Below are 22,015 nucleotides of genomic sequence, written 5' to 3'. Positions count from 1 at the left end.
CACATGGCCGGCACTGCGTTTTTAAAGGGCGTCGGCTACGGTCGGCGCTATCCTTCCCTGCCCTGAAGGACGGGGCTTGCCGCGCCTTTTGGTCAGGGGATCGCCTCAAAGCAGCTTGCAATAGCCATAACTCACCTCTAACCAAAGCTGATCCGGAGCAGGGAGAAATCATCCTCAAAGTCCGTCCGCCCCTGAAAGGATTGGGCCTGATGGATCACCTGATCCAAACTATTGCCAGCGCCCTTGCTCAGCAGGGCTATCAAATTGTCCAGCCCCCAGATTTCTCTCTGGGGGTTTATGACTTCGTAAACTCCATCACTGAACAGGTAGAGATGGCTGTTCTCGGGGATCCGCACCTGATCCCTTTGAAAAGTGAGGTCGGGCAAAATGCCAATGGGCAAGTTGGCAGTCTTCAGCAGGAGCGAATCCTGACCCTGGATGAGCAGGGCAGGTGGGTGGCCGGCACTGGCAAAAGAGAGCAGACGGGATCCCGGCTGGTAAACCCCGTACCAAAGGGTGAAGTACATCTCATGGTGGGATCCCATTTGAAAAGAGTGGTTGAGGGCGCGCAAGACCGCGTCCGGCTGGCGGGGATCGGCATCGGCCAAGCCTTGAGTGCGCAACTGGTTCATCACCGACACCGACAACAGAGCGGATCCCACCCCATGCCCCGACACATCCAGCAGATAGATGGCCAGGTGTTCCTCATCCAGCCAATGATAGTTAAACGAATCTCCCCCCAATTCCTGGGAGGGCAAAAAGCGCCACTCGAGGGTCACTTTGCAGTCGGGAAAATAGGCCGGCTCCGGCAGGAGAGAACGCACATAGCTGGCCGCCTCGGCCAATTCTGCCCGTAACCTGGCCGTTTGCTGCTGCAGGTCATAGCTGAGCTGGTGCAAGCGTAATCCGGCTCGCACACGTGCCCGCAACTCATTGGGGTCGATGGGCTTGCTTAGAAACTCATCTGCTCCGGCATCCAGGCCCTGGATGCGGTCTTCCACCTCAGTGCGGGCGGTGAGCAAAATAAAAAACGTCGTGGAAAACTTGGGATCGGCTTTGATGCGTCGGCAAACCTCCAGCCCATCCATGTCCGGCATCATCCAGTCACAGATGATCAGCCCCGGCACCAGCAGGTGGGCTTGCTCCAGCCCCTCGGAACCGTTGCTGGCCATCTCCACGGTGTAGCCCTGTCGTTCCAGGGATCGCTTCAACACCAGCCGAATCGTCGGATCGTCGTCGACAATCAAAATGGTCGTCATGACCGCTGCACCCCAATCCTGAAGTCAAAACGCATTCAAACCCAACTCCAGCCCGATATCCCATACCGATAGGCAGATCTTTCATCCTAGCTTAGGGGTTGCAGCAGGAAAACCGGCTCGGCAAGCAGTCCACGACAAAGGGGTGAAGCCTCAGCAGCCTCATCCATCGGAGCTGAAGGTACGTATCGATTTGTGGATCCTCAAAACCGTGGTTGCACGCTACCCAAAAGCTAACCGTTTCCAGATACTGGTGGCGGGAGACAATTCGAGGCAGATTCTGGGCAGATTCTTCTTGAGAGACTTTCATTGGATACAGAGATACAGATCACACTCATCCATCCTTCGCCGACTTAGAGTGAACGTTAAGATTCAATAGCCTTTACCGCATGAGCACATCTCCCCCATCCTTATCCCCTTCCGCCGTTCAGGATTCGCGGGCGAGCTTGCCTCCGGGACCTAGCGAAGCTCACAGGGGAGAAATCCGGCTGGAGGACTTGGATGAGAAGCAATTGTTGGCCTCCCTATCGTCGGTGGTGTTAAACCCGGCAGCTTGGAGTTGCTTCAGCGTCAGTGAAACCAGCCGCCTGCTACGCCCCCTGCAAATCTGCCCTGACTTGACGGGAACTCTTGTTCTCTCCCCAGGGGCCACTGCCGAAGTGGTCTATAAGTTCCTGCTGAGCGATGGTCGGATCGGAACCATGAAGGGGCTGATCTCCATCGAAGACTTCCGCAGCGAGCGGCTGCGCTCTGTTTACGATCAGCTTCACATCGAAAAGATTATACCGGCCTTCACCGAGTCGGTTGTGGTGCAGATTATCGATCATTTAAAACCGATTTTTGCCCGTGACTTGGATGAGCTGCTTTGGCAAGAAAGTTTTTACTTTACCCCTCAAGATCTGCGCCAGCAGGAGTTCTTGTTGCGCGGCCTACGGCCCGAGGCGATCCCACGCAGCTTTCGGCCTCACCTGCAAAGGGTCTACACCCAGATTATGAAGGTGTGTCGCAGCTTGCCCAACATCGCCTTCCAACTGTGTCTGCGAGCCTACCTGGAGTACAACGAGGTCAAGAACAGGCATCTGCTGGCGCTTCTGCTCAGCAAGTATTTTTACACGCTCTACCGCATCGGTGGGTTGGACGGTTGGGAAAGTGGGGATCCGGTGGAGCTGGGATCCCTGCGCTCCTCCAATCGGCAGGCTCGACTCCAGGCTCTTGCTCGCCTTCTAACCCTGGACAACGACAGCGACGCTCCCCTGGTGGGCATTGGGGGCAGCGGGCTGGGGGGCAGCTATTTCAGCGGGGAACGGGAGCCTACTGGTGTTGAGATGGTGAGCTCGGAGGAGATTGAAAAGCTGCGGCAAGATGTGGAGGTGGCCCGCGGCCAGATCGCCGAGGCCCAGCAATTGGTGGCCCAATATCAGGAGGAGAAAAAACAGGAACTGCTCAACCGCCTTCAGGATCCGGGAAAGTTTCTTCTCTTCAGCATTCATCAGTTTTTTGACACCCTCTTCGGATCCCTGCCCGGAGAGGTGAAAAGCGAGTACGGGGCAGTTTGGGTGCCGCGCACCTCCTACTTGGATGAGAAGGAGCGAGACAAGCTGACAGAGCATTTGCGCCACATCACCAGCGAAGCTTATTTGGTCAGCGTTCCCTTTGCCGAGGCCACCCTCATCGGCTATTGGCGAGTTTTGGCGGATTCCTTCTACAACCAATGGGTTTTGAATCAGTATAAGCAATTGCAGAGCTATGGGGTGGATTTGGAGCAACAGGGCATCCAGATTCTGGAACGAGAACGATTTCTGGATGAGGTTCAGTTGCGCTTTGCCGCCCGCCACCGAGAAATCGTCACCCAAAATGTGGAGAAGATCACCCAAATTGTGGTGGATAGCCTGGCCAAGCGGGTGGCCCTCAACACCGGCCAGCAAAGTTTTCAGGCTATGCGGGCCAAGTTGACCACCGTTTTGGATATGGACATTTCCCGCAAAGACGTGGGGGAAGTCAAGCGGCTGATCGACTACTTTACGGATGTGTTTTTGGGCAAGCGGGAGGAGCTGCGCTCCCCCTATCCGGTGGGCACGATTTTGCAAGTCAAGGCGGCCATTGAGGCTCGCCCCCCCGATAGCCGCACCCGCATTGGTCTGGAAATTTTGGGTCAGCTCTACCGCGAGTACGTTCCCCTGCTGGGATCCGCACCGAAATAGGAACGGGGGCATAGCGGGGGATCCCGTAGGCCGACAGGTTTTGGGCACAATGGGGACTGGCGCGCTGTCTAGGGTTGGAGACGGAGATTCCCCATGCGCTACCGCCAGCTTGGCCACAGCCCTTTGCAAGTTTCCGAGATCTGCCTGGGCACCATGACCTTTGGGCAGCAGAATACTTTGTCTGAGGCTTTCGAACAGCTCGACTACGCGGTGGAGCACGGGATCAACTTCATCGATACCGCCGAGATGTACCCGGTGCCGGCGCGGGCGGAAACCCAGGGATCCACCGAGCGCTACATCGGCGAGTGGCTACAACACCAACCGCGGCATCGCCTGATCCTGGCCACCAAGATCACCGGCCCTGGTCGGCCCTGGCATTGGATTCGCGGCGGATCCCTGTCCATCACCCGCGACAACCTCAAGCAGGCGGTGGCCGATAGCCTCAAACGCCTGAAGACCGACTACATCGACCTCTACCAGATCCACTGGCCGGATCGCTACGTGCCCCTGTTTGGGGGCGTTGCCTACGATCCCAGCCAGGAGCGGCCCACCGTTCCCATTGCCGAGCAGTTGCAGGCTCTGGCGGAATTGGTGCAAGAGGGTCTCATTCGCTACATCGGCCTGAGCAACGAAACCCCTTGGGGGGTGAGCAAGTTCTGCCAGGTGGCCGAGCAACTGGGGTTGCCCAAGGTGGTCTCGATTCAGAATGCCTACAGCCTCATCAACCGCACGTTTGAAATGGGCCTGGCGGAAGTCTGCCGCCACGAGCAGGTGGGCTTGCTGGCCTACAGCCCGCTCGGATTTGGGCTGCTGACGGGCAAATATCTGGGGGGGGTGAAGCCGCCGGGATCCCGTTTGGCCTTGTTTGAAGGCTTTGGCCAGCGGTACCGCAAGCCCAATGTGGAAGAAGCGGTGGCTGCCTATGTGCAAATTGCCCGCCGGCACGGTCTGACACCGGCCCAGTTGGCTTTGGCCTTTGTGCGCAGCCGCTGGTTTGTCACCAGCACCATCATTGGGGCCACCAGCCTGACCCAACTCAAAGAGAACCTCAGTTGCCTGGATGTGGAGCTGTCCCCGCAGATCCTGGCGGAGATCGAAGCGGTTCACCAGCGCTACCCCAATCCTGCCCCCTGAAAGGTTGGCGAAACCGGTGGCCAGACAGAACTTTTCAGAAGGTTTCCTCGTCTGGGTGTGCGGTTTGGATCATCCTCTCCTACACTTCTGTCCGGCCAACTTCCAGGGCCCCTCCCAACCGAGAGTGGGGATCCAAGACTGTAAATCCCGTACCCAGAACCTGAGGTGTGAACGATGCGTGAGCTTTCCCTTTGGCAGGGCTGGAAAACTGCGGCTTTGGTGATCAGTTGCAGCAGCTTGGCCTGGCTTGGGGATCCCGCTTGGGCCCAACTTTCTGATATCAGCACCTATTGGGGTGCCCAGTACATTGCCGGGTTGAATGAACGGCAGATCATCGGCGGCTTCCCGGATGGCACCTTTCGTCCCAATGAATCCATCACCCGTGCCCAATTTGCCGTTATTGTCACCAAGGCTTTTGGCCTAGATACCAACGTTCCTGTGCGCTCCTTTGCCGATCCCATTCCCAGTTGGGCGGCTCCCTCCATCGGCGCGGCGGCAGCGGCAGGGTTTGTTTCCGGCTTTCCGGACGGCACCTTTCGCCCCAACGATGTGCTCACCCGTGCGCAGGCCATCACTGTCCTGACCCGTGCCGCCACCAACGGTAGGCTCATCGAAGATGCCGGCCAAATTGACGCGATCCTATCCGCGTTCGGCGATGCCAATTTGGTTCCCAACTTTGCCCGCGCCCCCATCGCGACAGCGGTTCAGAAAGGGCTGTTGGTGCTCTACCCCAACCCCACTCAATTGAATGCCCAGGCGGTGGCCACGCGGGGGGAAGTGGCTGCTCTTACCTACCAAGCGCTGGCCAAGGTGGGTCGAGTACCCAATTTGGATCCGCCGGTGGGGGCTGCCATTCCCGGCCCTGGGATCCGCACCGAGCTCCTTGCCCAGGTCACCCCTACGCCCGAACCCCTGACCACGCCAGACATTCCCATTGAGCCTCTGGTAGAAACGCTGCCCGCCGCCCCAGAAGTGAGAACCTTCTTTGCCCGCGAAGAGCTGGGATCCGTAAACCCAGGGGATACCGTTACCGTGTTTTTGCTGGGATCCCCAGGGGCGCAGGGATCGTTTTCCATCCCCGGCATTGCCTACAACCTGCCACTGCAGGAAACCCGCCCAGGGCAATACGAGGGCAGCTACACCTTCCGCAGCCAAGACCGGGCCTCAGAAGCGCCTGTTTTTGCCCGCTTGGAGCGGGATGGACTGGTAACCCTGGTGCAGCTGCCGGATAAGACCATCACCATCGGGCGGGTTACCGACACCACCTTCCCCACCATCAGCGAACTGGCCCCTCCCAACGGATCCCTAACCGACAACTCTCGCCCCTCCATCTCAGCCCGTTTCCAAGATGACCAAGGAATTGACCTGAATAGCTTTACCTTGCTGGTGAACAACGCGGATGTCACCGCCCAAGCCCAGCTCACCCGCACCGGCTTCGCCTACACCCCAGCCGAGCCGCTGCCCACCGATCGACCGACCTTGATCGCCGTCCAAATTGCCGATACCAGCGGCAACACTGCCATCCAGCAGTGGTCTTTCCAGGTGCAGGCCGCCCAGCCCACTCCCACACCGACCCCAACACCAACCCCGACACCAGCAGCGACACCCACACCGACCCCAACACCAACCCCAACACCGACAGCCACGCCCACACCGACCCCAACGCCGACTCCAGCTCTGACCCCAACGCCAACCCCAACACCGGTAGCTACGCCTACTCCCACACCCACGCCGGAAGCTACACCCACCCTGACTTCAACACCGACCCCCACACCCACTCCGACTCCACAGCCTGGCGGGGAGCCTTCACCTTCTCCTTCTCCAGAAGGACGGTCTCCTGCAGAACCCAAGCCGGAGTCCAGCCCCGAGGCTCAGGAGAGTGAGGCTACAGAGTCTCCTAAGCCAGAATCCCCAGCCCCCCAGCCAGGGGATCCCGGCGGACCGACTCCTTCTCCTTCCCCCAGCCCCTAGGGAAAACTCGATCCAGACCCCGAACAGGCTCAATAGTGTTTTAAGAGCTTCCGATCCCTTAATACCTACTAAATCTAGTGGGCACAAGCGGGGCAGGATGTTAAGCTACTGCCAGTTGCGACCGGATGGGATCCATGAGCTCAACCTTGCAGCCGTTCCTGCATTTGTTGCAGAGGAGTTCCTTTTGGGGGGTGTTGATAGCCGGTGCCGTTACCCCGGTTGCTGCTCAGCAGTTCGAGTTCACCCCTCAGCCGGTGCCCCTCAGGGGGGATCCCGTCCCTACCCTGCCCTTGCTGAGCCCTCCGCCCTCCCCCGGCTCTGCCACGGCCCTACCGCCTGTACCTCAGGTGCCGCAAATGCCGCTGGATCCCACAGCTCCGGCCTTGGACCCGATCCCGGTGGTGCCCGTTCAAGCGGCCCCAGGTGGACAACTCCCCCAAGGCGAGGCCTATTCCTATCAACGTCGGCCCGACCTCAGCCCAGGTGGGGATCTCCCTGGAGCCACGCGGGGCGAGCTGCCTGCCGGCACCCGTATTCTCCTCACGGTCTACCGCCCCATCACTTTCCAGCCCTACCAGGCCATTAACGGCCACCTGGAAGTCTCCGAGCCGGTGGCGGATCGCTTTGGCCAGGTGGTGATCCCGGCAGGGAGTGTAGTGTGGGGCACTTTTGAGCCGGTTTACCGAGAACAGAAGTTTCCTGGTCGGGAGTCGGAGAGCGCCGATCCCCAAGAGCGGGTCGTCGGCAGCCGCTTTGTGGCCAACCGCCTCACCATTGGGTCTTCCACCTACTTGGTGAGAGGCCAATCTGCGCCGCTACCAGTCGGGTTGGATCGCAACGCCGACGTCGGCACAACTGTAGCCCGCGGGGCAGGCTATGGGGCAGCAGGTGGGTTGGCCTTGGGGATCCTCACGGGGGGATGGGGCTTTTTGCCGATCTTGGCCGGCAGCTTGGCCGGCGCTGCGGCAGGCAGTACCAATATTGACCGGGTGGTGACGCTACAGCCCAATACGTTGGTGGAGCTGGAACTGACCGATAGCCTGATCATCCAATAACTGGTCAACGCTCTCTTGCGCTGGGGCAGCTCGGTAGAGTAGAAGAGAGCCCCCTCCATTGCTTCCATGGCCTTCTGGATCTACGTTGTGCCCCCGCTGGCCGGGCTGGTGATCGGCTATTTCACCAACGACATTGCCATCAAAATGCTGTTCCGGCCCTACCGCCCCTATCGGGTTTTCGGCTGGCGCATCCCCTTTACCCCCGGCCTGATCCCGCAGAACCAGCCTCGTCTGGCCAAGCAGATCGCCAAGACCATCATGGGATCCCTGCTCACGCCGGAGGAACTGCACAATCTGGCCCGCAAGCTGCTGCAAACCGAGCGCATGCAAGCTGGGATCCGCTGGCTGCTGGGGGTAGCCCTGGATCGGCTGCAAAACCCTGAGCAACAGCAGCAAACTGCTCAGGTGTTGGCGCGCATTTTAGCCGACCTGTTTAACGAGTCGTTGCCCCGCCTGGTGAAGGTGCTTGCCCGCCAAGAAACCTTTTTGGAAGGGCCCATTAACCAACTGTTCGACCAAGTGTTGCTGGAGCTGCGTCTCAGTGCCGAGCAGGCCAAGCAGCTCTCGGAGTGGATCCTGAAGCAGGCGCTGCCCCCAAAGGTGTTGCGGCAGAACTTGGTGGACTTTCTCACCGATCGCAACATCGAATCCCTTGACGAGGAGTTTCGTGAACGAGCGACCGGCTCCTACTGGGTGGTGGCCAACTTGTTCGGCCTGAAAAATGCCCTGTTGCGCCTGCGCACCTATTGTCTGGAAGAGCCGGAAGGGGCAGAAGCCATCTTGGAAGATCTGCTCAAAGACATCAACGCCTCCCGCCGCCTGACCGAGATCCTGCAGAACCTCTCGCTGCAAAACCTGCCGGTTTCCGCCGTGCGTCAGTTGCGCCGTGCCCTCCGCGACGGGATCCAAGATTACCTGCGCAGCCAAGGGCCAGAGGTTATCAAAGGGCTGGGGGAGACCATCGATTGGGAAAAAGTGGCCAGCCTGGTGTTGGGACGCCTGCGCAACTCCAAGGCGTTGATCACCTCCATCGACCAGATCAGCGCCGACCTGGCTTTGGTCTTGGAGCGCTACCTAGAACGGGATCTCGAATCCCTGATGATGCAGGTGATCCCGGTGTTGAACCTGGATCAGGTCATTGCCGATAAAGTCAACGCCACCTCCCCTGCCGACCTGGAGCAGGCCATCCAGCAGATTGTGCGCCAAGAACTCCAGGCCATCGTCAACTTAGGCGGCCTCCTCGGCTTTTTGGTGGGCTGTGTGCAGGTGCTGTTCTTGCTGGGCTGACGAGTTTGGGTTGGGCTTTGACTTTGGCTATGATATGAGAATGCGATTAACAATTCTCCACACTTCGGATCTCCATGCCAATCTACATCCCTGGAACTACTTCACCGGGATCCCTGCGGAGCACGGTTTAGCCAAGCTGGCCACCCTCATCAAGCGCGTGCGAGCAGCCAGTGAGGATCCCGTCCTGCTCATCGACAGCGGCGACACCATTCAGGGATCCCCTTTAGGCAGCTACTATGCGCAGGTGGAGCGCGTCTCTCCCCACCCCTTGGCCCATGCCCTCAACGCCCTAGGCTACGACGCCTTTACCCCCGGCAACCACGACTTTAACTTTGGGCTTCAGGTTCTCCGGGATTTTGTCGGCGATCTCCGCTGTCCGGTGCTCTGTGCCAACATCCTCCGCCAGAATGGGGATCCCCTCTTCCAGCCCTACCTGATCCGGGAATTGGCCGGGGTTCGCGTTGGCTTGCTAGGGCTGACCACCCCCCGCATCGACACCTGGGAGCGACCCGACTACATTGCGGGGCTGCGCTTTGCCCCCTTGTTGGAGACCGCCCGACACTACCTATCGCTGCTGCGACCTCAGGTGGATGTTTTGATCTTGATCCTGCACAGCGGCCCCAACCAATTGCCCCCCCTGCGCACCCCTGAGCATTGGCACAACCCAGATCGCTCCGGCTGGTGCAGCAACAAAAGCCTGGCAGGGGAAAACGAACTGTTGGCCCTGGCCGAACTGGACGGCATTGACGTCATCCTCTCCGGCCATACCCACCAGACCATCGCCGGTTTGGGGGGATCCCAAGCTCTAGTGGTGCAGCCCGGCTATTGGGGCAGCCACCTCTCCCAGGTATCCCTGGAGCTGGAGCGCCAGGGCAGCCGCTGGCAAATCATCAGCAAAAGCGCACAGCTCCTCTCCGCCGAAGGGATCCCTCCCGATCCCGAACTCTTGGCGTTGACAGAGCCCTATCATCAAGCCACCCTGCGCTACATCCGTCAGCCCATCGGCCAGGCCCGTTCTGCCTATAGTGGCGGTCTGGCAGCCCGTTTGGGGGCTAACCCTCTGGCAGAGCTGCTCCACCAGGCCCAATTGCAAGCAGTGCGGGAGGCGGGATTCCCCGCAGAGCTCTCCCTGGTCAACATCTGCAGCAGCGCCGGCCTGTCGGCAGGCCCCATCTCCCTGCAAGATGCCTACAGCCTCACCGTCTACGACAACACCCTCTGCGTTTTGGAGATCACCGGAGATATTCTGCGGCGCGCCCTGGAACAGACTGCCGGCTATTTTCGCCAGTTGGATCCCAATCACCTTCCCGCCGATCCTGCTGCCGTCGTGGCCCCCGAAGCCCGCGGCTACACCTTCGACCTCTACCACGGCATCGACTACTGCTTCGATCTCACCCGCCCCGTAGGAAAGCGCCTGGTGACCTTACAATTCCGCGGACAGCCGGTGGAACCAGCACAGACCTTTCGCCTGGCCATTAACCACTACCGAGCCGGCGGCGGCGGCGGTTACAGCATGTTCCAAGAAGCCCAAACCCTGTGGATCTCAGCCGATAGCATCCGCGACTTTCTGGTCTACTATATTCACACCCACTCCCCCATTCAACCCATCTACAGCCCCAACTGGCGCCTAATCCCCGACTTGGCCAAGATCTACTTCCCCGATTGCCTGGGCCGGCCACGGGAACATCTGCTGGTCGGCTAGGAAAGAAAAGATATTGACTTCAACTGGCTGAAAGAGAACCCGGTAGAATACGATCAACACAGAGCCTGGTTTGGCTGAGTGCAGCGGCGGTTTTGAAACTGCCAAACTGGGGATATCCGAGTCACTGCTCATTGCTAACACTTGCCGACATCGCCCATGACTGCCGAAGAGAAGCAACCGATGGCCCCAGAAGATACCTATCCTGAACTACAGGAAGAAGAGATCGACGTAGAGGCAGAGCTGGAGAAGCTGATTTTGGAAGATAGCGAAGCAGAAGCCGGTACCTCCTCCGGAGAAACCGCAGCTGAGCCTTCTCCAGATCCCGGTGAAGCTCTCAAGCAGCTCCAGCACGAGTTGGAAGTTGTCCGCCAGCAACTCAAAGAGAAAGAAGACGCCTACCTGCGCCTCTACGCCGATTTTGAAAACTACCGGCGGCGTACCCAGCGGGAAAAAGAAGAGTTCAGCCAAAAAGAACGGCAGAAATTTGTGCTGGAGATCTTGCCTGTTGTGGACAGCTTTGAGCGGGCTCAGCAGCAGCTGAAGCTGGAAACCGACCGCGAGCGGGAGTTGCACAACAGCTACCAGAGCGTCTATCGCCTGCTGGTGGAATGCCTGAAGAAGATGGGCGTCTCCCGCATGAAATCGGTGGGCCAGCCCTTCGACCCCAACCTGCACGAAGCCATAGCCCGTCAGCCCAGCCCAGACTATCCCGAGGATGTGGTAGCCATCGAATATCAGCCAGGTTACAAGCTGGGGGACTTGGTGATCCGTCATGCCATGGTGGCCGTCTCGGCGGGCAGCCCCAGCTCTGAACCATCCCCCCCAGCCCAAGCCACCATCGAAGCTGGTCCGGAAAACACGCCCGCCTCTCCCCAAAACCCCCAACCTTCCTAGCCGAACTTGCTCACTTGAACCTTGACAAACAGAACCGGAGCAGTCTCAGAAACGCTACAGTAAAGCTACGGAGACGAAAGCAACGTCTGAAGGTTTCTGCGGGATTCTGGGCAGAATGCTTTTAAGATCCGTGGAATTGCGTTCTTGGGTTGAGACTTGGCGCACGGGGAGAGGGGGCTATGGGTAAAGTCATCGGGATTGACCTGGGAACCACCAACAGTTGCATGGCGGTTTTGGAAGGTGGTCAGCCCGTTGTGATCACCAACGCCGAGGGAGGGCGCACCACCCCCAGCATTGTCGGCTTCGCTAAGAACAACACCCGCTTGGTGGGCCAACTGGCCAAGCGCCAGGCGGTTACCAATGCCGAAAACACCATCTTCAGCATCAAACGCTTCATTGGCCGCACCTTTGCCGAGACCGAAGATGAGCGGAGGCGGGTTCCCTACAAAGTCATCCCCGGTCGAGACAACATGGTGGAAGTGGCGGTGCAAGATCGCGCCTACACTCCGCAGGAGATCTCCGCCATGATCCTGCAAAAGCTGAAGGCCGATGCGGAGGCCTATCTGGGGGAGCCGGTGACCCAAGCCGTGATCACCGTTCCCGCCTACTTCACCGATGCCCAGCGGCAAGCCACCAAAGATGCGGGCACTATTGCCGGGCTGGAGGTGCTGCGCATCATCAACGAGCCGACAGCAGCCGCCCTGGCCTATGGCCTAGACAAACAAGATCAAGACCTGCGCATTCTGGTTTTCGATTTGGGTGGCGGCACCTTCGATGTCTCGGTGCTGCAACTGGGCAGCGGCGTGTTTGAGGTGCAAGCGACTGCCGGCAACAACCACCTGGGGGGGGATGATTTCGACCAAAGAATTGTCGATTGGCTCATCCGTCAGTTTTTGGAGACGGAAGGGATCGACCTCTCGCGGGATCGCATGGCCCTGCAGCGGATGCGGGAGGCTGCTGAGAAGGCCAAAATTGAGCTGTCCAGCACCCAGGTTACACTCATTAACCTGCCTTTTATCACCGCCGACGATTCGGGGCCCAAGCACCTGGAAGTGGAGCTGACCCGCGGCAAGTTTGAGGAGTTGGTGCGGGATCTGGTGGAGGCCACCGTGGAGCCTACAGAACAGGCGCTGCGGGATGCTGGCCTCTCCCCTGCAGACATCGACCGCGTGCTGCTGGTGGGCGGCTCTACTCGTATTCCCGCTGTCCAGGAGAAAATTCGGCAAATCTTCAAAAAAAACCCAGATCGCTCCGTCAACCCGGACGAGGCGGTGGCCCTTGGCGCTGCCATCCAGGCAGGCGTGGTGGGTGGAGAAGTGAAAGATCTACTGCTGCTGGACGTGATCCCTCTCTCGATTGGGGTGGAAACGCTGGGGGGAGTCTTCACCCGCATCATCGAGCGCAACACCACCATTCCCACCAGTAAAACCCAGATTTTCTCCACTGCCACCGATGGCCAGAGTGTGGTGGAGATTCACGTCCTGCAGGGAGAGCGGGCCATGGCCAAAGACAACAAAACCTTGGGCCGCTTTCAGCTGACCGGGATCCCGCCGGCTCCCCGTGGGGTGCCCCAGATCGAGGTTTCTTTTGACATCGATGCCAACGGGATCTTGAAAGTCTCGGCTCGGGAAAAGGGGACAGGAATCGAGCAGAGCGTCAAGATCACCAATAACGGTGGCCTGAGCAGCAGCGAGATCGAGCGGATGCGCCGAGAAGCGGAGGCTTATGCCGAAGAAGATCAACGCCGGCGGCAGTTGGTGGAAGCCCGCAACCAGTCAGATAGCCTGCTCTACAACTACGACAAAACCCTGCAGGAGCATGGCAATCGTCTCAGCGAAGCTCGAATCCAGCGGGGGGCTCAGGTGGCGGGCACATTGAGGGCATTGCTGGCAAATGATAACGTAGACTTAGCAACTTTACGGAACGCAATGGAAGAACTGCGGGCTGTCCTGCTGGAGATGGGTAGCGAGATCTATGGAGCTCGCTGAGGATTCTAGGCAACTGCTTGCTCTCCCCCAGCTCCGGTGCCTTGTAGGTCTGCTTCGGTTGTGCTGCCTGACAAGTTGCATCTCAAGTGTGTCTGATGTTTTGATCTTTAACCTCTTCTGAAGCGCTTCTATGGCTCGCGACTACTATGAAATCTTGGGGGTTAGCCGCGATAGCTCCAAAGAGGAGATCAAGCGCGCCTATCGACGGTTGGCTCGTAAGTACCACCCGGATGTCAATAAGGAGCCAGGCGCCGAGGAGCGCTTCAAAGAGATCAACCGTGCCTATGAGGTGCTCTCTGATAATGAGCTAAAAGCTCGCTACGATCGCTTTGGAGAAGCGGGTTTGAGTGGAGCTGCTGCGGCAGCAAGTGGATTCCAGGATTTTGCGGGGATGGGTGGCTTTGCCGACATTTTCGAGAGCTTTTTCACCAACTTTGCAGGGGCAGGAGCCAGCTATGCCCGCAGTCGCCAGGGGCCGGTACGGGGCGATGATCTGCGCTTTGACCTAAAACTGGAGTTTCTGGAAGCCATCTTCGGCGGCGAAAAGCAGATTCGCATCAGCCACTTGGAAGTCTGCAACGTCTGTGGAGGCAGCGGGGCTAAGCCCGGTACGGAGGTGAAAACTTGCCCCACCTGCGGGGGCGGTGGTCAGGTGCGGCGGGCAACCCGCACGCCGTTTGGCAACTTTACCCAGGTCTCGGTTTGTCCCACCTGTGGTGGCAGCGGTCAGGTGTTGGAGGAGCCCTGCTACAACTGCAACGGCGAGGGCTTGGCCCAAACCACGAAGAAACTGCGCATTAACATCCCAGCCGGCGTGGATAGTGGCACCCGTTTGCGGGTTTCCGGGGAAGGCGATGCCGGTCGACGCGGTGGCCCGCCCGGGGATCTCTACGTCTACCTATTCGTGGAACCGGATCCCGACTTCCAGCGAGATGGCCTGACCATTCTCTCGGAGGTGCGGGTGAGCTATTTGCAGGCCATCTTGGGGGCCAAGGTCTCTGTGCCCACCGTGGACTCGAAAGCCGGCCTGGAGGAGGAGGTGGAGCTGACCATCCCAGCCGGATCCCAGCCGGGTACAGTGCTGACCCTGGAGGGCAAGGGGGTACCTCGCATTGGCAACCCGATGTCTCGGGGCGACCACCAAATCACGCTGGTGGTGGAGATCCCCACCCGCATCAGCTCAGAAGAGCGGGAATTGCTCATGCGCCTGGCTGAGCTGCATGGAGAACGCATCAACAAGCGGGATGGTTTCTTGGGCGGGTTGTTGCGGGGGCTGGCCCAGATGCCTGGCAACCGGGAGCGTGAGGAAGAATGACTGCAGAGGCTGTTTCGTCGGAAGAGGTCAAGTTTATCCTTGACCAGCGCGGGATCCCTTGCCCACTTAACTACGTGCGGGCGAAGCTGCGCCTGGAGCGCATGGCTCCTGGAGAACTGCTGGAGCTGTGGCTGGATGCGGGAGAACCTCTGGAGCAGGTGCCCAACAGTCTAGCCATGGCCGGGCATCGGATTGAGGGACAGGCAGCTTCCCCCGAAGGCCATCACATTCTCTGGGTGCGTCGTGGCACGCCTGAGTCGGCATGAGCCCGGTGAAACCAGAAGGAAAGGGGGATCCGGGATCCAGTTGTACCGGCTGGGTGCGCGCAGCGCAGGCCAACTTTTATCGCGTGCGGATCGATCCGAGTTTGGCCGCCCTTTTTCCCGAGATCCCGGCTCAGTTTCCGGCTCAAAAGCCCACCCCGGCGGAGATTCTCTGTACCAGCCGGGCCAAGCTGAAAAAAACGGGCCAGCAGGTGATGGTGGGGGACTGGGTGGAGGTGCGCTTGCCGCCTGCTGCCGCCGACCTCTGGCCGGAGCGGGGGGTGATCGAGGCGATCCTGCCGCGGCGCACTCAGCTGCCTCGACCCGCTATTGCCAACGCAACCCAAGTTCTGGTGGTGGTGGCCCTGGCCGAGCCCGACCCTGAGCCCAACGCCCTCAGTCGTCTGCTGGTGCAAGCCGAGGCCAGCCAACTGCGGGTTCAGGTGGTGTTGAACAAATGCGACTGCGTGGATCCAGAAGTGGCGACAACTTGGGTGGAGCGTCTGCAGAGGTGGGGATATGAGCCTCTGTTGGTCAGTGCCCACACCCAAGCTGGGATCCCCCAGTTGCAACAGTGCTGTCGAGATCAGATCTCGGTGGTGATGGGCCCTTCCGGGGTGGGCAAATCCAGCTTGCTCAATCGGCTGCTGCCGGACGTTCGGCTGGCCACTCAGGCCGTCTCCAGACGTTTGGGCCATGGTCGGCACACCACCCGCCATGTGGAGCTGTTTCCTTTGCCGGAAGGCGGTTGGATCGCCGATTCGCCGGGATTCAATGCTGGCGAAGGGATCCCGCCGGTGCATCCTTTGCAGTTGATACGGTGCTTCCCCGAAGTAAGGGATCGCTTGGGCGCCTGTCAGTTTCGCGATTGCCTGCACCATCGAGAGCCGGGCTGTGGGCTCCGAGATCTGGATTGGGAACGACGGACTTTTTACTTGCAGCTTTTGCAAGAAGTCCAGCAGGTGCAAAAGGCATCGGTGGGCCTTATCCAGCCTGGCCAAGATCCCAGTCTCGCCAGAATTGCGCGAAAGACCCCAATCTGAGGACTATAGTCATTCCAAACTAGATTGAGACACTCCTCAAGCATTCCGTGCAGCTTCTGCGACCACTCCCAGCCCCTCTTCCTTTGGGAGAGGGGAGTTAGGAACCAATACACAAATGTTTCATTCCTGTCTAAAATGACTATAAAACGACCGTAGAATGTCAGGTGGACCAGATCTTGCGGATGGGCAAGGTGAAGCCCGGCAGCACGTCCTCTCCCGATAAGGTTTCCGGATCTTCGACCAATTCCGGCGCTTGCCCTTGTCGGTAGATCATCACCCGCTTGGCCTTGGGATCCAGCAGCCACCCCAGCCGGCAGCCGTTGTCCATGTATTCTTGCATCTTGGCCTGAGTTTGAATCCAAGAGTCGGTGGGCGAGAGGATCTCCACCACAAAATCGGGGCACAGGGGCAAAAATCCTTGGCGGGTTTCCGGATCCAAAGCTTCCCACTTTTCAATCGGGATCCAGGCCAAATCAGGGGAGCGGTCGCTGCCTGAAGGCAAGGAAAATCCGGTGGAAGAATCAAAGCTTTTCCCTCGGCCCGATTGCCGATTCCAAACATAAACTTCCCCGGCAATTTCAAAGTTAAGATTGCCCGTTTCCCCACCGGTTGGAGACATGATGACCAATTCTCCTTGGGCAGTACGCTCCAGCTTCAGCTCAGGATTGGCGGCACAAAGCCGGATAAAATCTGCTCGGCTGAGGGTTATCAGGGGAGATAGATTCAGAGTCAGAGCAGCCATGGTAGTGTGACTCCGCCTGTTTTTGGCCTATCGCTCAACATTTTTACTGCAGCTGTTTCCAAGGTTGGGAGAGTTCTGCAATTCCGATCCCTGTCATGCAAGAGATCCATCTGAGTTAGCTGGGTTAAGGGTGTGGAAAAAATCTGTATCAGGGATCGTAAATCCGTGAAAGCTACTCATATCAAGCCGACCAGATCTTGCGAATGGGCAAGGTGAAGCCCGGCAGCACGTCCTCTCCTGATAGGGTTTCCGGATCTTCGACCAATTCCGGCGCTTGCCCTTGTCGGTAGATCATCACCCGCTTAGCCTTGGGATCCAGCAGCCACCCCAGCCGGCAGCCGTTGTCCATGTATTCTTGCATCTTGGCCTGAGTTTGGATCCAAGAATCGGTGGGCGAGAGGATCTCCACCACAAAATCGGGGCACAAGGGCAAAAATCCTTGACGGACTGAGGGATCCAAAGCTTCCCACTTTTCAATCGGGATCCAGGCCAAATCAGGGGAGCGGTCGCTGCCTGAAGGCAAGGAAAATCCGGTGGAAGAATCAAAGCTTTTCCCTCGGCCCGATTGCCGATTCCAAAGGGTTAAGTCTGTGGTGATTTCGGCATTCCAGTGGCCGGTTTCCCCGCCGGTTGGAGACATGATAACCAATTCTCCTTGAGCGGTACGCTCCAGCTTCAAGTCAGGATTGGCGGCACAAAGCCGAATAAAATCTGCTCGGCTCAGGGTTGTCAGGGGGGATAGATTCAGAGTCAGAGCAACCATGGCAGGCGTTTGGACACTCCTAAACCATTCTTAGAATGAGCCTAATGGGACCTCAGGATTTGCCCTCTGCTCTTAACCAAGCCACATCTTAACTGGGGTGAGGGGCGGGTTTGGTCAGGCCGATCACCTGAGTGTATGCACCGCGGGCCTGGGTTACACCAATGGTGTGCTCAGCTTTTTCGATCATGGGGCGGCGTAAACTGACCACCAAAAACTGCGCCTGACGAGATTGCTGCCAGATCATATTGGCCAATTTTTCCACATTGGCCCCGTCCAAAAACATATCTACTTCATCAAAGGCGTAAAAGCTGGAAGGGCGGAATCGCTGCAGAGCAAAAATAAAGCTGAGGGCTGTCAAGGATTTTTCTCCTCCCGACATGGCGCTGAGACGGCGCACCGGCTTGCCTTTGGGGTGGGCCACCAAGGTTAGACCGCCTGCGAAGGGATCCTCTGGGTTTTCCAATTCCAAATGGCCATCCCCATCGGAAAGTTGGGCAAAGATGGTCTGAAAATGGCCGTTGACGGCATGAAAGGCATCCAAGAAGGCTTGCCGACGCAGGGTGGAAAAGTTCTCGATGCGCAGCAACAACTCGGTGCGCTCTTGGTGCAGGGTTTCCAGTTTGGCGCTGAGATCCCGCAGGCGAGCTTGGGTCTGTTCGTATTCGGCAATGGCCAGCATGTTTACCGGCTCCAGGGATCGCAATTGCTCTTCGATTTTGCGTTTTTGCCGTTGCAGCTCGTCTAGGGTCAGGGTGGCGGGCAAGTTGGGCAGCGGATCCGGCAGCTCTTGGGCCACCGCTTGCAGTTGGGTTTGCAGTTGGGCCAGCAGGGCCTCTTTTTCCTGTTGTTGGGTGAGGGCGTTGTAGCGTTCCCACTCCAGGCGTTGGATTTGCTGTTGTTGGGCCCGCAGTTGAAATTCCTGCCGATCTCGCTCTTGGCGCAGGTGGGAAAGTCGGGCCTCGATCTGGCTCATCTGTTGCCGTTGCTCGGCAAGGTGTTGCTGGATTTGGCCAAGGGTGGCTTGGGCTTGGACGATTTGCTCCTGCAGATAGGCTTGGCGCTGTTTGCTCTCCTGCAGGCGCTCCTGGTGGTGCTGGATTTGGGCCTGTTTCAGGTGTTGTTGGCCGGAGTTCTCCTGCTGTTGCCGCTCCAGTTGGGTCAGTTGCTGCTGCAGCTCTGCCAAGCGACTTTCCTGCTGCTGCACCGTCTGCTGCAGTTGCTGCCAATGTTGGTTCACCGGGGATCCCTCCAGTTGGCTGAGCTTGAGGGTGAGATCGGCCAGGCGCTGTTGCAAGGGATCCCAACGCAGTTGAATCTGCTGGAGCCGCTGCTGGATCTGGTGGCTTTCGCTTTGCCTTTGCGCCAGGGATCCCTGCAGGTGTTGCAGGCGGGCCTGTTGCTTTTGGCAGTCGGCTTGGTGCCGCTCCAGATATTGCTGGGCTTGCAGGGCGTCTTGGCGAGCCAGGAGCAGGGCTTGGGCCAGTTGTTTTTCGCGGGCTTGGGCTGCTTGTAGGCGCAGGGTGAGGGCGGCCAGCAGTTCCTCCAGCTCGGCCAAGCGGGAGCGCAAGGCGGCCTCCTCGGAAGGTTCGCCGACAGAAAAATGGATCCCAGCTCGCTGGGGGGCGCTGCCGCCGGTCATGGCGCCCGAAGTTTCCAACAGCTCCCCTTCCAGAGTAACCATGCGGTGCTTGCCGATGTGGGGCTGGGCCAGCTCTAGGCTTTGGAAAACCAGGGTGGAGCCGAACACAAAGCCGAAAACATCCCGGTAGCGCTCTTCAAAACGCACCAAACGAATGGCGTAGTCGATCAGGCCGTCCAATTTCAGGGGGCTGGGGGGGCGGGTGGGCTGGAGCTTATTCAAGGGCAAAAAGGTGGCGCGTCCGGCTTTTTCCCGTTTCAAAAAGTTGACAGCGCTCACGGCCACGGTGTCATCCTCCACCACCACAAAGTGCAGCCGGTTGCCTGCTGCAACCTCCAGGGCCAGTTGATACTGGGGATCCACCTGCCCCAACTGGGCCACCAACCCCAAAACCCCCGGCAGACGGGCACTCAGGATGGCTTGGGTCGCCCGGGATCCCTGGGATTCTTGCAACACTTGGCGGCGGGTTTCCCATTTGTCCAGTTGCCGCTGCTTGGCGTGCAGCTCGACGGTGAGGCGTTCGTGGGTGGCGCGATCCAACTCCAGGCTGGCCTGCAGTTGCGCCAGCTCTTGGGCCAAAGTTTGAACCTGAGCTTCCGACTGTCGGCAAGTGTGTTCCAGCTCGGCGGTGAGGGCCAGGTGGGATCCCAGCCACGCCTCGATCTGGGCAATCTCCGCCTGGATCTCTTGGCTTTGCCGTTCCAGTTGCCGTTGTCGCTCTTGCAGGCGAATTTGCTCCTGTTGGAGAGGCTCCTGTTCGGCGCGAAGTTCCTCAATGTGGCGGGTGAGGTAGCGCTGCTGTTTCACCCAGGCATCAGCGGATTGGGCTAGGGCGCGCAGCTGTTCGCGGCTCTGTTCCAAGCTAATTTGGGCTTTCTGAACCTGGGCCTGCAGGGATCCCTGGGCTTGGGCCAGTTGCTCCTGTTGGCTGTGCAGGTGTTCCAGCTCCGCCTGCAGATGCTGCTGTTGGGTTTGCCGCTCCTGATGTAGGCGCTGCGCTTGCTCGATCTCCTGCTGCCAGGCTGCGATCTGTTGGCTGACCTGTTGCCGTTGTGTTTCGGCGGCGGCAATCTGGGCTTGCAGGTGCAGGTATTCCTCCTCTCCAAGGGCGTGGATGCGGCTTTGCAACTCGGTCAGGGCGGCTTCGGCTTGCTGCAAATGCTCGCTCAAGGTCTGCACCTGAGCGGTGGCCTGCTCCTGAGCCTCCAGAAGCTGCTGAATGGCCGCCTGGGTTTCTTCCACTTGGGCCTGCAAATGCCGCCAAAGCAACACCTGTTGCTGCTGCTCCAGCGTTTGCAACTGCAGCCGCAGTTGCTGATAGTGTTGGGCCTTTTCGCTCTCTCTGAGCAGCCGCTCTCCTTGAGCTTGCCATTCTTGTTCGATGAGCCGAAAGCGCTCAATTTGTTCCCGTACCGCCTCCAGCTTGCTGTTGGCCTGGGCGATCTTGCGGTCGAAGGTGGCCACCCCCGCCAATTCGTCGATGATCTGCCGCCGTTCCTTGGGGTGCATGGAAATGATGCTGGTGACATCCCCTTGTAAAACAACGTTGTAGCCGTTGGGGTAGATGTGCATCGCCTCCAGTTGTTCGTGCAGCTCGCTCAGGGTACAGGGCACATCGTTGATATAAAAGGTGCTGGTGTAGGGGAGAGAAAAGGACTCCGTCCCACTATCGCGGGCGAGCTCCTCAGCCTTTCCGGGCTTGACCCGCAGCCGGCGACTGACTTTCCATTCCCTGGGCTGACCATCTTCTCCTGGCCCCAGCTCAAAGGTGACAGAAACATGGGTTTCCACCTGCCGATTGCCGTTGAGGCTGCCGGAATGCACCAGATCCAAAAGCCTCTCTGCCCGCATCCCCCGCGAGGACGATAAACCCAGCGCAAACAGGATCCCATCCAGGATGTTGGACTTGCCGGAGCCATTGGGGCCGGAAATGACCGTAAAGCCCGGCAGCAGGGGCAACGAGGTGGTGCTGCCAAACGACTTAAATCGGGTCAGCTCAATCCGCTTGATGTACATCACACCCCACATCTAGCGTGGCCACCAGCATATGATGGCAACAGGCTAGCATGGGTAGCAAAAACCTGTGCAGCCTAGGTCTCTAGGACAGCCTGGGATCCGCATCTGTGCTGACGAGCAGGTCGGCCTTTTGGAGAAGACGATGCACCTCCGCCCTCAGCTCCGGCCAGCGGTAGGTCAGCAGGTTTGCCTTGGAGATAAACAGCAGCCGGTATCCGGGTTTCAGGTTTGGGCACAGAGGGCGCAAGATTTCTCGCAACTGGCGTCGCAGCCGATTCCGTTTTACGGCAGATTTGCTCACCTTTCTGCCGATCACCAGTCCCACATGGCTGGGGATCCCTTCGCACCCTGCGGGCATCGGCTGAAACAGCAGGGTCAAGCCTGCACCGGAACGACGTTGGCCCCCCTGGTAGAGCGCCTGAAAAGCTCGTCGATCCCGCAATCGATGAGGAGCCGGCAACATTGGGCACCGAGGAGAGTCTGCCCCAGAAGTCAGCGAGTTTTGGGCTGCAACGCTCCAAAAAACCAAGACAAATCAAATCTCTGACCAAAGGGCTTAGGAAACCGCCAGGCGATAACGCCCCTTGGCCCGCCGTCGCCGCAAGACCTGACGCCCAGTTGCCGTTCGCATTCTGGCCCGAAACCCAGAAACCCGAATGCGTCTGCGATTGGTGCCACGAAGGGTACGCTGAGTCATGGTGAGAAGCCAACTTATGAATCCAAGATCATTTGCCAGAGCTGACCAG

General features: G+C 58.9%; 17 protein-coding genes. 11 read left to right on the top strand and 6 right to left on the bottom strand.

Annotation, left to right across the window (positions count from 1 at the left end; translation table 11 throughout):
• Positions 1 to 137 precede the first annotated feature (137 nt).
• Positions 138 to 1,259 (bottom strand): PP2C family protein-serine/threonine phosphatase, encoded by a 1,122-nt coding sequence (locus tag ACVWZF_RS06875; protein WP_011434461.1) that lies wholly within the window; start codon positions 1,257 to 1,259, stop codon positions 138 to 140.
• A gap of 443 nt (positions 1,260 to 1,702) precedes the next feature.
• Here ACVWZF_RS06875 and ACVWZF_RS06870 point away from each other — a divergent pair, with 443 nt between their 5' ends.
• The 11 genes from ACVWZF_RS06870 (at position 1,703) to rsgA (ending at position 16,109) form a co-directional block, all read left to right on the top strand.
• A complete protein-coding gene (locus ACVWZF_RS06870) occupies positions 1,703 to 3,457 on the top strand; it encodes a hypothetical protein (RefSeq protein ID WP_238376825.1) in 1,755 nt (584 codons plus the stop codon).
• 93 nt (positions 3,458 to 3,550) lie between these two features.
• Positions 3,551 to 4,591 carry an NADP(H)-dependent aldo-keto reductase gene (locus ACVWZF_RS06865; RefSeq protein WP_011434463.1) on the top strand — a complete coding sequence of 347 codons (1,041 nt, stop codon included), beginning with the start codon at positions 3,551 to 3,553 and terminating at the stop codon, positions 4,589 to 4,591.
• Positions 4,592 to 4,765: 174 nt separating this feature from the next.
• Complete coding sequence (locus ACVWZF_RS06860; RefSeq protein WP_457411158.1) at positions 4,766 to 6,562, top strand: S-layer homology domain-containing protein; 1,797 nt, start codon at positions 4,766 to 4,768, stop codon at positions 6,560 to 6,562.
• Between the two features lie 134 nt (positions 6,563 to 6,696).
• Positions 6,697 to 7,617: a hypothetical protein gene (locus ACVWZF_RS06855; RefSeq protein ID WP_457411157.1), complete on the top strand. Its 921-nt coding sequence runs from the start codon at positions 6,697 to 6,699 to the stop codon at positions 7,615 to 7,617.
• A 66-nt stretch (positions 7,618 to 7,683) separates the two neighbouring features.
• Entirely contained in the window at positions 7,684 to 8,904 is a 1,221-nt protein-coding gene (locus ACVWZF_RS06850) for a DUF445 domain-containing protein (RefSeq protein WP_414374087.1), read from the top strand.
• A 40-nt stretch (positions 8,905 to 8,944) separates the two neighbouring features.
• Entirely contained in the window at positions 8,945 to 10,606 is a 1,662-nt protein-coding gene (locus ACVWZF_RS06845; protein WP_457411156.1) for a bifunctional metallophosphatase/5'-nucleotidase, read from the top strand.
• Positions 10,607 to 10,762: 156 nt separating this feature from the next.
• The gene (gene grpE / locus ACVWZF_RS06840) at positions 10,763 to 11,500 is read left to right on the top strand and encodes a nucleotide exchange factor GrpE (protein WP_414407151.1); all 738 of its coding nucleotides are present in this window, start codon (positions 10,763 to 10,765) and stop codon (positions 11,498 to 11,500) included.
• Positions 11,501 to 11,679: 179 nt separating this feature from the next.
• On the top strand, positions 11,680 to 13,488 hold the full coding sequence (gene dnaK, locus ACVWZF_RS06835) for a molecular chaperone DnaK (protein WP_457411154.1): 1,809 nt from the start codon (positions 11,680 to 11,682) through the stop codon (positions 13,486 to 13,488).
• 130 nt (positions 13,489 to 13,618) lie between these two features.
• Positions 13,619 to 14,803 (top strand): molecular chaperone DnaJ, encoded by a 1,185-nt coding sequence (gene dnaJ / locus ACVWZF_RS06830; protein WP_414329167.1) that lies wholly within the window; start codon positions 13,619 to 13,621, stop codon positions 14,801 to 14,803.
• Positions 14,800 to 15,069, top strand: coding sequence for a sulfurtransferase TusA family protein (locus ACVWZF_RS06825; RefSeq protein ID WP_414349857.1), 270 nt, complete (start codon positions 14,800 to 14,802; stop codon positions 15,067 to 15,069). Before dnaJ ends, ACVWZF_RS06825 begins: the two co-directional genes overlap by 4 nt.
• Positions 15,066 to 16,109 carry a ribosome small subunit-dependent GTPase A gene (rsgA, locus tag ACVWZF_RS06820; RefSeq protein WP_457411152.1) on the top strand — a complete coding sequence of 348 codons (1,044 nt, stop codon included), beginning with the start codon at positions 15,066 to 15,068 and terminating at the stop codon, positions 16,107 to 16,109. The genes ACVWZF_RS06825 and rsgA overlap by 4 nt, the downstream gene beginning before the upstream one ends.
• Before the next feature lie 160 nt (positions 16,110 to 16,269).
• Here rsgA and ACVWZF_RS06815 read toward each other — a convergent pair whose 3' ends face one another.
• The 5 genes from ACVWZF_RS06815 to rpmH all read right to left on the bottom strand — a co-directional run bounded on the left by ACVWZF_RS06815 (position 16,270) and on the right by rpmH (position 21,966).
• Positions 16,270 to 16,851, bottom strand: coding sequence for a Uma2 family endonuclease (locus ACVWZF_RS06815; protein ID WP_011434473.1), 582 nt, complete (start codon positions 16,849 to 16,851; stop codon positions 16,270 to 16,272).
• 181 nt (positions 16,852 to 17,032) lie between these two features.
• The gene (locus tag ACVWZF_RS06810; RefSeq protein WP_011434474.1) at positions 17,033 to 17,614 is read right to left on the bottom strand and encodes a Uma2 family endonuclease; all 582 of its coding nucleotides are present in this window, start codon (positions 17,612 to 17,614) and stop codon (positions 17,033 to 17,035) included.
• 88 nt (positions 17,615 to 17,702) lie between these two features.
• Positions 17,703 to 21,269, bottom strand: coding sequence for a chromosome segregation protein SMC (gene smc, locus ACVWZF_RS06805; RefSeq protein WP_457411163.1), 3,567 nt, complete (start codon positions 21,267 to 21,269; stop codon positions 17,703 to 17,705).
• Positions 21,270 to 21,351: 82 nt separating this feature from the next.
• Positions 21,352 to 21,732: a ribonuclease P protein component gene (rnpA, locus tag ACVWZF_RS06800; protein WP_457411150.1), complete on the bottom strand. Its 381-nt coding sequence runs from the start codon at positions 21,730 to 21,732 to the stop codon at positions 21,352 to 21,354.
• Positions 21,733 to 21,825: 93 nt separating this feature from the next.
• Complete coding sequence (gene rpmH, locus ACVWZF_RS06795; protein ID WP_011434477.1) at positions 21,826 to 21,966, bottom strand: 50S ribosomal protein L34; 141 nt, start codon at positions 21,964 to 21,966, stop codon at positions 21,826 to 21,828.
• Positions 21,967 to 22,015: the final 49 nt, after the last annotated feature.

The organism is Thermostichus sp. OS-CIW-30 (genome assembly GCF_054060215.1).
Note: the sequence above shows the minus strand (reverse complement) of the source record. Positions and strands in the feature narration are given on the sequence as shown.